General features: G+C 75.1%; 2 protein-coding genes. Both read right to left on the reverse strand.

The features are described 5' to 3' along the window. Positions 1 to 7373: amino acid adenylation domain-containing protein (locus ABZZ17_RS39180; protein WP_356884029.1), on the reverse strand; the 7373-nt coding region annotated here is incomplete at its 3' end. A gap of 15 nt (positions 7374 to 7388) precedes the next feature. Next, positions 7389 to 12101, reverse strand: coding sequence for an amino acid adenylation domain-containing protein (locus ABZZ17_RS39185; protein ID WP_356884031.1), 4713 nt, complete (start codon positions 12099 to 12101; stop codon positions 7389 to 7391). Positions 12102 to 12146 lie beyond the last annotated feature (45 nt).

Below are 12146 nucleotides of genomic sequence, written 5' to 3' on the forward strand. Positions count from 1 at the left end.
AGGACTTCCACGAGGCGTTCGAAGGGCACGTCCTGGTTCGCGTAGGCGGCCAGGTCCGTCTCCCGGACACGCTCCAGCAGCTCCCGGAAGGTGGGATCACCCGAGACGTCGGTGCGCAGCACCAGGGTGTTGACGAAGAAGCCCACCAGGTCGTCGAGGGCCTCGTCGGTGCGGCCCGCGATCGGGGAACCGAGCGGAATGTCGCTGCCGGCGCCCATGCGGTGCAGCAGGGTCGCCACGGCCGCCTGGACCACCATGAACAGACTCGTGCCCGTGGCGCGGGCCAGCTCCTCCAGACGGGTGCGGGTGACTGCGGAGACCTGGAAGGGGACGGTGTCGCCGCGGTAGCTCATCCGGGCCGGGCGCGGGCGGTCCACGGGCAGGGTGAGCTCCTCGGGCAGGCCGGCGAGGGCTTCGCGCCAGTGGTCGACCTGGCGGGACAGCTCGCTGACCGGGTCGTCCTCGTCGCCGAGGACCTCGCGCTGCCACAGCGTGTAGTCCGCGTACTGGACCGGCAGCGGCTTCCACGCGGGGGCGGCGCCCGCCGCGCGGGCCGCGTACGCCTCGCCCAGGTCGCGGGCCAGCGGGCCCATCGACCAGCCGTCGCCCGCGATGTGGTGGACGACGACGAGCAGCACGTGCGTCGTCGCGTCCACCGTGAACAGGTGGGCGCGCACCGGCAGGTCGGCGGCCAGGTCGAAGCCGCGGGCGACCTCGGCGGCCAGGACCTCGGCGTCGTACGGCGACCTCGCCAGGACCGGGCGGGCCGCCCCGGGGGCCAGGACGAGCTGGTGCGGGCGGCCGTCGGTGTCGGGGAAGACGGTGCGCAGGCTCTCGTGGCGGGCCACGACGTCCCCGAGCGCGCCCTCCAGTGCGCCGGCGTCGAGGTCGCCGGTGAGGCGGACGGCCAGCGGCATGTTGTACGTGGCGCTGGGCCCCTCGAAGCGGTCGAGGAACCACAGCCGCCGCTGTGCGGGCGACAGCGGGATCTCGGCGGGGCGTTCCCGTACGGTCAGCGCGGCCCGGCCGGTGCCCTGCTCGCCGAGACGTGCGGCGAGCGCGGCCACCGTCGGGGCCTCGAAGAGGGTGCGCACGGCGACCTCGCTGCCGAGCCGGGAGCGGATGCGGCCGGTGACGCGTACGGCGAGGAGGGAGTGGCCGCCGAGGTCGAAGAAGCTGTCGTCGATCGAGACACGCTCCAGACCCAGGACCTCGGCGTAGATCTCGCACAGGGCCTTCTCGTGCGCGGTGCGCGGGCCGCGGCCGGCCGGGCCGGTGCGCGGGCCGGGTGCGGGCAGGGCCTTGCGGTCGAGCTTGCCGTTGACCGTCAGCGGCAGCCGGGGCAGGACGACGTAGGCGGTCGGGACCATGTAGTCGGGCAGCCGCTCGCCCAGCTCCCGGCGCAGACGGCCGGGCTCGGGGTCGGTGCCGGCGTCGGCCGGGACGAGGTAGGCGACGAGTTCCCGGATGCCCGGGCGGTCCTCGCGGACCAGGACGGCGGCCCGGGCGATGTCGGGCCGGATCTCCAGGGCGGCCTCGATCTCGCCGAGTTCGATGCGGAAGCCGCGGATCTTGATCTGGTCGTCGGCGCGGCCGAGGCAGTCGACGCGGCCGTCGCGGGTCCAGCGGGCCCGGTCGCCGGTGCGGTACATGCGGGTGCCCGGCGTGCCGAACGGGTCGGCGACGAAGCGCTCGGCGGTCAGGCCGGGGCGGCCGAGGTAGCCGCGGGCCAGACCGGCGCCCGCGATGTACAGCTCGCCCGCGACGCCGGGCGGGACGGGGCGCAGCGCGGTGTCGAGGACGTAGGCCCGGTAGTTGTCGAGCGGGCGGCCGACCAGGACGCGGTCGCTGTCGGTGACGCGCTGGCCGAGGGCGTCGACGGTGGTTTCGGTGGGGCCGTAGAGGTTGTACGCCACCATGCCTTCGGTCCCGGCGAGTTCGGCGCGCAGGGCTTCGCCGAGCGCTTCGCCTCCGAGGCTGACCAGCAGGGGGCGGATGTTCTCGTCGGCGGTCAGGCCGAGTTCGTGGAGCTGCTGGTAGTGGCCGGGGGTGGTGTCGATGTGGTCGAGGCCGCCGACCCGGCGGGCGTAGGCGAGCAGGGCGGTGGGGTCCTGGCGGGCCTCGTCGTCCATGAGGTGCAGTTCGTGTCCGGCGAGCATCCACAGGAGCGGGTCGATCGCGGCGTCGAAGGAGAACGACGCGGCGAGGGCCACCTTGAGGCGGCGGCCGCCGGCGGCGGCGACCACGTCGGCGTACAGCCGGCCGAAGTGGTCGTGGAAGAGGTTGACGGCGCTGCGGTGCTGCACGGTGACGCCCTTGGGGCGGCCGGTGGAGCCGGAGGTGTAGATGACGTATGCGGCGTTGTCGGGGTGTCCGGCGCCGGGTGCCTCGTCCGGGCCGAGGTCGTGGTCCGGCCAGAGGCGGTCGCGGTCGAGGGCGTACAGGTCGGCGGCGGAGGTCAGTTCGGCGACGGGCCGGGCGTCGTCCAGGACGTACGCGACGCGCTCGGCCGGGTAGGCCGGGTCGACGGGCACGTACACGGCTCCGGCCTTCATCACGGCGAGCAGCGCGACGATGTGCTCGGCGGAGCGCGGCAGCCGTACGGCGACGGCCTGTTCGGGGCGGACGCCGTCGGCGACGAGCTGGCGGGCGAGACGGTTGGCCCAGGCGTTGAGGGCGGCGTAGCTCAGGCGCACGTCGCGGAAGACGAGGGCGGTGGCGTCGGGGGTGAGGGCGGCCTGCGCCTCGAAGAGCTGCGGCAGTGTGCCGGCGGGGTGTTCCCGGGCGGTGTCGTTCCAGGTCCGGAGCACCTGGTGGCGTTCCTCGGCGGTGAGGACGTCCACGGTGGACAGGGCACGGTCGGGGGCGGCGACGAGGTCGGCGATCAGGCGGACCAGGCGGTCGGCGAGTGCCCGGGCGCTCTCGCGGTCGAAGAGGTCGGTGGCGAACTCGATGCCGCCCTCGATGCCGTCGGGGGTGCCGTCGGCGGTGAAGCGTTCGGCGAGGACGACGGACAGGTCGAAGTTGGAGGTCTTCAGGCCGACGGGGCGGGCGGTGGTGCGGACCCCGTCGAGGTCGAGGGCGGCCTCGGTGTTGTTCTGGAACGACAGCATGACCTGGAACAGCGGGTGCCGGGCCAGGGAGCGGCCGGGGTTGAGGGTCTCGACGAGCTGCTCGAAGGGCACGTCCTGGTGGGCGTACGCGGCGAGGTCGGCCTCCCGCACCCGGTCGAGCAGTTCGCGGAAGGTGGGGTCGCCGGAGACGTCGGTGCGCAGGACCAGCGTGTTGACGAAGAAGCCGACGAGTTCGTCGAGGGCCTGGTCGGTGCGGCCCGCGACGGGGGTGCCCAGGGGGATGTCGTCGCCGGCGCCGAGCCGGTGCAGCAGGGCGGCGAGAGCGGCCTGGGCGGTCATGAAGACGCTGGCCCGGGAGCCGCGGGCGAGGCCGACGAGGGCCTGGTGGGTGGCGGCGTCGATGGCGAGGCCGACGGTGTCGCCGCGGTAGCTCGTCTCCGCGGGGCGCGGCCGGTCGGCGGGGAGCTCCAGCTCCTCGGGGAGGTCGGCGAGGGTGGTGCGCCAGAAGTCGATCTGGCGGGCGAGTTCACTGCCGGGGGTGTGCTCGTCGCCGAGGACCTCCTCGCGCCACAGGGTGTAGTCGGCGTACTGGACGGGCAGCGGCTCCCAGGCGGGGGCCGTGCCGCCGCGGCGGGCCCGGTAGGCGTCGGCGAGGTCCCGGGCCAGGGGGGCCATGGACCAGCCGTCGGCGGCGATGTGGTGGACGACGAGCAGCAGGACGTACTCGGTGCCGCCGAGGGCGAAGAGCCGGGCGCGCAGCGGCAGGTCCCGGGTGAGGTCGAACTCCTTGCCGGAGGCGGCGGCCAGTACCCGGTCCAGCTCGTCGTCGGCGACGCCGATGACCGGCAGGGAGGGTACGGCGTCGGCGGGGTCGAGGACGTGCTGGCGGGGGCGGCCGTCGGTGTCGGGGAAGACGGTGCGCAGGGCCTCGTGGCGGGTGACGACGTCGGCGAGGGCGGCGCGCAGGGCGGGGACGCTCAGTTCGCCGGAGATCCGTACGGCCATCGGCAGGTTGTAGTTGCCGCCGGCGTCTTCGAAACGGCCGAGGAACCACAGTCTGCGCTGGGCGGGTGAGAGGGGGACGGCGTCGGGGCGCGGCCGGGGGGTGAGGGCCTGGCGGGCGCGGCCGGCGCCGGCGATGCGCGCGTCGAGGGCGGCGACGGTGGGGGCCTCGAAGAGGGTGCGTACGGCGAGTTCGGCGCCCAGGCCGGTGCGGACGCGGCTGACCAGGCGGGTGGCGAGCAGGGAGTGGCCGCCGAGGTCGAAGAAGCTGTCGTCGATGGAGACCCGTTCCAGGCCCAGTACGTCGGCGAACAGCTCGCACAGCTTCGCCTCGCGGGCGGTGCGGGGGTCCCGGCCGGCGGCGGCCTGCCCGTCGGGGACGGGCAGGGCCCGGCGGTCGAGCTTGCGGTTGGGGGTGAGCGGGAGCTCGGGCAGGGGAACGTAGGCGGTGGGCACCATGTAGTCGGGCAGGGTGCCGTCGAGGTGGGCGCGCAGCTCGTCGGCGGCGGGCACGGTGCGGCCGTCGGCGGGGACGAGGTAGGCGGCGATGGTCTTGATGCCGGGGCGGTCCTCGCGGGCGAGGACGGCGGCCCGCGCGATCGCGGGGTGGGTGGTGAGGGCGGCCTCGATCTCGCCGAGTTCTATGCGGAAGCCGCGGATCTTGACCTGGTGGTCGGAGCGGCCGAGGTAGTCGAGTTCGCCGTCGGCGGTCCAGCGGACCACGTCGCCGGTGCGGTACATGCGCGAGCCGGCCGGGCCGTAGGGGTCGGCGACGAAGCGTTCGGCGGTCAGGCCGGGGCGGCCGAGGTAGCCGCGGGCGAGGCCGGCGCCGGCGAGGTGGAGCTCGCCGGGGACGCCGGGCTGGACCGGGCGCAGGGCGCTGTCCAGTACGTACGCCCGGGTGTTGCGGATGGGGCGGCCGATGGTGGGGCGGGCCGGCCAGGCGTCGACGTCGGCGGGCAGGGTGGCGGCGGTGACCACGTGGGTCTCGGTGGGCCCGTAGTGGTTGTGCAGGACGCGGCCGCCACCGTGGTGGAAGTCGCGAATCCGCTTGCTCGGGACGAGGGCTTCGCCGGCCTGGGCGAGGTGGCGGAGCGCCGGGAGGTCCAGTCCTTGTCCGACGGCCTCCTCGCACAGGGCGTCGATGACCAGGTTGGGCGCGTACACCTCGTCGATGCGCTGCCGGTCCAGCCACTGCACGAAGGCGGCCGGGTCGCGGCGGACGTCCTCGTCGGGAATGACGAGGGTGCGGCCGGAGAGGGTGGCGGAGAGGATCTCCTGGGCGGACACGTCGAAGCTGATGGCGGTGAACTGGGCGGTGCGCACGCCCGGTCCGCCGGGGAGCTCGGCCTCGTGCCAGCCGATGAGGTTGGCGAGGGGGGCTCCGGGCATCGCGACGCCCTTGGGCTTGCCCGTGGAGCCGGAGGTGTAGATGACGTAGGCGGGGGTGAGCGGGGTCAGCGGCGCGGTGCGCTCGGCGTCGGTGATCTCGCCGTCGGCCAGGGCGTCGAGTTCGGCGGCGGCCGCCGGGTCGTCCAGGAGCAGCAGCGGGGTGGCGCCGGCGGCGGCCTCGACGGCCGGCCGGGTGGCGCGGTCGGTGATGACGAGGGCGGGCCGGGCGTCGCCGAGCATGTGGGCGATGCGGTCGGCCGGGTAGGCGGCGTCGACGGGCAGGTAGGCGGCGCCGGACTTCAGTACGGCCCACAGCGCGACGATCAGCTCGGCCGAGCGGGGCAGGGCGAGGGCGACGGTTCGTTCGGGGCCGGCGCCGCGCGCGGCGAGCAGGCGGGCCAGGCGGTTGGCGCGGGCGTCGAGCTCCCGGTAGGTCAGGGTGGTGCCCGCGTGCTGGACGGCCGCCGCGTCGGGGTGGCGGTCGGCGGTCTTCCGGAACAGGGCGGGCAGCGGGAGCAGCGGGCCCTCGTGCGCGGTGTCGTTCCAGGTGTGCAGGACGCGGGTGCGTTCGTCGGCGGTGAGCAGGTCGAGGCGGCCGACGGGGGTGTCCTCGGCTCCGGGCAGCGCGGCGAGCAGGCTCAGCACGCGGGCGCCGACGGCTTCCGCGGCCGCGGTGTCGAGGAGGTCGGGGCGGTGGCTGAGCTCCAGGGCCACGGTGTCACCGGCGTGGACGAGCAGGCTCAGCGGGTAGTGGGTCCCTTCGTGGCTGCGGCCGTCGACCACGCCGAGACCGCCGGCGGAGCGGCGCAGGCCCTCGGTGTCGACGGGGTAGTTCTCGAACACCAGGAGGGTGTCGAAGAGTTCGCCGCCGGCCGGGGCGAGGCGCTGGATGTCGCCCAGTCCCAGGAACTGGTGGTCCATCAGGGCGGCCTGCTGGTCCTGGAGGCGGTCCAGCAGGGCGCCGACCGGCTCGGCGGGGTCCAGGGCGACCCGGACCGGCAGGGTGTTGATGAACAGGCCGATCATGGACTCGATGCCGGGCAGCTGCGGCGGGCGGCCGGAGACGGTGCCGCCGAAGACCACGTCGTCGCGGCCGGTGAGGCGGCCCAGGACGATCGCCCAGGCGGCCTGGACCACGGTGTTGACGGTGATGCCGCGTCCGCGTGCCCAGCGGGTCAGTTCCGCGGTGGCGGCGGCCGGCAGTTCGACGCGGGTCGTCGCGGGGGCGGCCGGTGCGCGGCCGGGGTCGGGGGCGGCGAGGAGCGTGGGCTCCTCCACGCCCTCCAGGACCCGCCGCCAGGCGTCCTCGGCGGCGGTGCGGTCCTGGGCGGCCACCCAGGCGAGGTAGTCGCGGTACGGGGTGACGGCGGGCAGCGCCCGTTCGTCGGAGCCGGACCGCAGCAGTCCGTACAGTTCGAAGAGTTCACCGATGAGCAGGGCCCGGGACCAGCCGTCGAGCAGGATGTGGTGGGCGGTGACGAGGAACTGGAACCGGCCCTCGCCCAGGTCGACCAGGGTGAAGCGGATCAGCGGCGGGCGCGCCAGGTCGAAGCGGCGCGCGCGGTCCGCGGCGGCGATCTCCTCGGCGGCCGCGGACCGCTCGCCGGCTGGTCGGCCGGACAGGTCCGTGACGGTGAACGCGGGGGCCACCTCGAAGGGGATGAGCTGGACCGGCTCGCCGTTCTTGCGGTGGCGGAACGCGGCCCGCAGGCCGGGGTGCCGGCGCAGCAGTGCGGCGCAGGCGGAGTGCAGGTGCCCGGTGTCGATGCCGCCCTCGATGTCGAGGACGAACTGCATGGTGTAGACGTCCGGGCCCTGCTCGTCGTACTGCGCGTGGAACAGCAGGCCCTGCTGGAGCGGGGAGAGCGGGAGGATGCCCTCCAGGCGCGGCTTCGGCTTGGTCATGTCGCTTCTCTCCACTCAGAACTCGAAGTCTTCTTCGAACGCGTCGATCTCGTCCTGGCCGAGATCGAGCAGCGGCGCCGGTCCGGCCGCCGCGGGGCGCGGGGCAACGGCCCGCACGGGCTCGGCCGCGGGGTCCGCGGCATGGGCCGCCAGGGCGCGCAGCGCCCGGAACCAGCCCTCGGCCAGTGCGGCCACCTCGGCCTCGGTGAACAGTCCGTCGGGCCAGGTCCAGGAGGCCACCAGGCGGGGGCCGCCGGGACCGTCCTGGGCCAGTGAGTTCAGCTCCAGGGCGTGTGCGGCGGGCATCGCGGCGTCGCTGCCGCCGAGACCCCCGTCGCCGTTGTCGTCGCCGTCGCCGCCGCCGAACCGGCCCAGGTAGTTGAATCCGATCTGCGGGACGGGCAGGGCGGCGAGGACGTCCGCCGTTTCGGGGTTGAGGTGGCGCAGCAGCCCGTACCCGGCGCCGTTGTCGGGCAGGGCGGCGAGCTGACCGGCGACGTGTGCCAGGGCCCGGCCGGCGGCGGGGCCGCCGGCGTGGAGTTCCTGCCAGTCGCCGGCGGGGACGGCGGGGTCGAGCCGGACCGGGAAGAGGCTGGTGAACCAGCCGACGGTACGGGAGACGTCGGCGTCCGGGAGGACGCCGGTGAGCAGTTCCTCGCGGCCGTGGCCTTCCAGGTCGAGCAGGACGCCCTGCTCCCGGGGTCGGCCCCGGCCCCGGTCCCAGTCGGTGACGGCCAGCGCGAACGCGGTGAGCAGCACCTCGTTGACGCCGGTGCCGAGCACGGTGGGCACGGTGGTCAGCAGCGGGCCGGTGACGTCCGCGGGCAGTGTCAGGCCGTACTGGCGGGCCGAGGCGGCCACGTCGCGGACGGGGTCCAGGGGCCGGGCGCCCAGCGGGGGTTCCTGGTAGCCGCTGAGCATGCCCGTCCACACCGGGAGTTCGGCGGCGCGCTCGGGGGCGAGCGCCGCCCGCGCGAGGCCCCGGGACCAGGCGCGGAAGGAGGTCCACACCGGTTCCAGTACGGGTTCCCGGCCGGCGGCGACGGCTTCGTAGGCGGCCATGAGGTCGGGCATCAGGATCCGCCACGACACCCCGTCGACCACCAGGTGGTGGACGATGAGCAGCAGCCGGCCCGGGGTCCGCGGTCCGGCGTCGAACCAGACGGCCTGGACCATCAGCCCGGCGTCGGGGTCGAGCCGGTCCTGGGCCGCCCGGCCCTCGGTGTCGATGCGCGCCGCGAGGGCGGCAGCGTCCAGGCCCGCCACGTCGATCCGGTGGATCACGTCGGCGGCCGGCAGGGCGCCCTTCGGCGGGACTTCCAGGGTCCAGTCGGAGCCGTGGCGCACCAGGCGGGCGCGCAGCGCGTCGTGGTGGTCGAGCACGGCCTGGACGACGGCGCCGAGCACCTCCGCGGTGAGGTCGCCGGGGACGGGTGCGGTCACGGACTGGTTGAACCCGTCGACGCGGCCGCCCAGTTCGCGCAGCCAGCGGATGATCGGGGTGGCGGGCAGGGCGCCGATCGCCGGGTCCGCGCCGTCGGGGTCCGGGGCGAGCAGCAGTTCGGCCGGGGACTGCGGCAGGGCGGCGGCGAGCGCCTGCACCGTCTTGTGGCGGAACACCTCGCGCGGGGTCAGTACGAGCCCGGCCAGGCGGGCGCGGCCGACCAGCTGCACGGAGGTGATGCTGTCGCCGCCGAGGGTGAAGAAGCTGTCGTCGACGCCGACCGCGGGCAGTCCGAGGACTTCCGCGAACAGGCCCGCGAGCAGTTCCTCGCGCGGGGTGGACGGGGCCCGGCCGGCGGGGCGGTCCGCGAAGTCGGGGGCGGGCAGCGCCTTGCGGTCGAGCTTGCCGTTGGTGTTCAGGGGCAGCTCGTCCAGTGTGACGAAGACGGCCGGGACCATGTAGTCGGGCAGGTCGGCGGTGGCGTGCGCGCGCAGTTCCGCGGAGCCGGGCGCGGGGCCGTCGGCGGCCGGGACGACGTACCCGGCCAGCAGCTTGCTGCCGGGACGGTCCTCGCGGACGACGACCGCGGCCCGGGACACCCGCGGGTGCCGGGCGAGGACGGCCTCGATCTCGCCGAGCTCGATGCGGAACCCGCGGACCTTGACCTGGAAGTCGGTCCGGCCCAGGTACTCGATCGTCCCGTTCCCGCTCCAGTGCACCAGGTCACCGGTGCGGTACATCCGGGCGCCGGGTGCGCCGTAGGGGTCGGCGGTGAACCGCTCGGCGGTCAGGCCGGGGCGGCCCAGGTAGCCGCGGGCCAGGCCCGCGCCCGCGAGGTAGAGCTCGCCGGGCACTCCGGGGGCGACCGGGCGCAGCGCCCCGTCGAGGACGTACGCGCGGGTGTTGAGGATGGGGCGGCCGATGGAGGGGCTGGCGGTGGTCCCGTCGAGCCGGGCCGTGGTCGACCAGATGGTCGTCTCGGTGGGCCCGTAGACGTTGAGCACCGACCGGCCGGCCGAGGCCATGGCCCGGGCCAGCGCGCCCGGTACGGCCTCCCCGCCGACGAGCATCCGCAGCCCCGCGAGGGCCTGCGGCACCTGGCCGGTCAGGGTCTGCCACAGCGACGGCGTGGCCTGGAGGACGGTGCCGCCGTGCCGGGTGATCAGCGCGGCGAGGGCGTCGGGGTCGAGGACCTCGTCCTTGCCCGCGATGACGACCGCGGCGCCGGCCAGCAGCGGCAGGTACAGCTCCAAGGCGGCGATGTCGAAGGAGACGGTGGTGACGGCGATCAGCCGGTCCGTGCCGTCCATCGGGACCCGGTCCGCCATGTCGGTCAGGAAGTTGTCCAGGGCGGCGCGCGGGATGACGACGCCCTTGGGGCGGCCGGTGGAGCCGGAGGTGTAGATGGCGTAGGCCGGGGTCCGGCCGTCGGCCCGTTCCGTCACCGGGGTGCCGGGCGGGTACGCGGCGAGGGCCGCGCGGGTGGCCGGGTCGTCGAGCAGGAGCGCCGGGGTGTCGGAGGCGGGCAGGGCCGCCGCGGTCTGTGCCGTGGTCAGCAGCAGCGAGGGACGGGCGTCCTCCAGGACGTAGCCCAGGCGCTCGGCCGGGTGTTCGGGGTCGAGCGGCACGTAGCCGGCGCCGGACTTGAGTACGGCGAGCAGGGCGACCGGCAGTTCGGCGCTGCGCGGCAGGGCCACGGCGACGTAGCGCTCGGGGCCGGCGCCGTGGTCGGCGAGCAGGCGGGCCAGGCGGCTCGACCGCTCGTCCAGTTCGGCGTACGTCAGCCGGTCGGCGCCGCAGATCACGGCGGTGGCGCCGGGGGTGGCGGCCGCTCGGCGGGCGATGCGGGCCGTCAGGGGTTCCTGGTCCGGCTCGGCTTCCGCGCGGCCGGCCCAGTCGGTCAGCACCCGCTGCTCGTCGGCGGCGTTCAGCAGCCGCAGCCGTCCGACGGGTACGCCGGCCTGGCCGGCCGCCTCGCCGAGCAGCCGTACCAGGGTGGCGGCGAGGTCGTCGACGCGGTCCTGGCCGAGGAGGTCGGGACGGTGGGCGAGGTCGAGGCCGAGGGAGCGGCCCAGGCTCACGGTGAGGCTGAGCGGGTAGTGGGTGCTCTCGTGGTTGTCACCGCCGACGATGCCGAGGCCTCCGGCGGCGCTGCGCAGCCCGTCGGCGTCGAGGGGGTAGTTCTCGAAGACGACGAGGGTGTCGAACAGTTCACCGAGGCCGGTGCCGCGCTGGATGTCGGCGAGCGGCAGGAACTGGTGGTCCATCAGGCCGGCCTGCTGGGCCTGGAGGCGGTCCAGCAGGGCGCCGAGGGTTTCGGCCGGGTCCAGGGCGACCCGGACGGGCAGGGTGTTGATGAACAGGCCGACCATCGACTCCACGCCCGCGACCTGCGGCGGACGGCCCGAGACGGTACCGCCGAAGACCACGTCGGTACGGCCGGTGAGCCGGCCGACGACCAGCGCCCATGCGGCCTGGACGACGGTGTTGACCGTCACTCCGCGCTCCCGGGCCCAGCGGGCGAGCGCGGCCGTATCGGCCTCGGGCAGCTCCAGGCGGGTGTGCTCGGCCCGGACCGGGGCGCGGGACGGGTCCGGGGCGGCGACCAGGGTGGGCTCCTCCAGTCCGTGGAGGACCTCGCTCCAGGCGGCTTCGGCGGCGGCGCGGTCCTGCCCCGCGATCCAGCCGAGGTAGTCACGGTAGGGAGTGACCCGGGGCAGGGACGCGGCGTCGCCCTGTTCGGCGTACAGGGTGAACAGCTCGCCGAGGAACACCGGCATGGACCAGCCGTCGAGCAGCAGGTGGTGGTGGCTGATGATCAGCCGGTGCCGGTCCGCGGCCGTGGAGGCGAGCGTGAACCGCATCAGCGGGGGCTGCGCCAGGTCGAAGCGCCGGGTGCGGTCCTCGGCCACCAGGCGGTCGGCCGCGGCGGCCCGCTCTTCGGCGGGCAGGCCGGTGAGGTCGACTTCGGTGTACGGCAGCTCGAAGCCGGCGGGCACCACCTGGACGGGGGTGTTCAGCCCCTCGTGGCGGAAGGCTGCGCGGAGGTTGGCGTGCCGGTTCAGCAGGGTGCGCAGTGCCGCGCGCAGGGCGGGCCGGTCGACCGTGCCTTCGATGTCGAGGGCGAGCTGGACGGTGTAGACGTCCTCGCCCTGGCTGTCGTAGACGGCGTGGAAGAACAGACCCTGCTGGAGCGGCGACAGCGGCAGCAGATCGGTCAGAGGACCGTGACCCGCCTCCAGGACCTCGATCTGCTCCTGCGACACCACCACCAGCGGCGCCACGTCCGAGGGCGTCAGACCACCCGACCCCGCCACCGCCACCGCCAC

It is taken from the genome of Streptomyces sp. NPDC006512 (assembly GCF_040611935.1).
GTDB lineage: Bacteria > Actinomycetota > Actinomycetes > Streptomycetales > Streptomycetaceae > Streptomyces.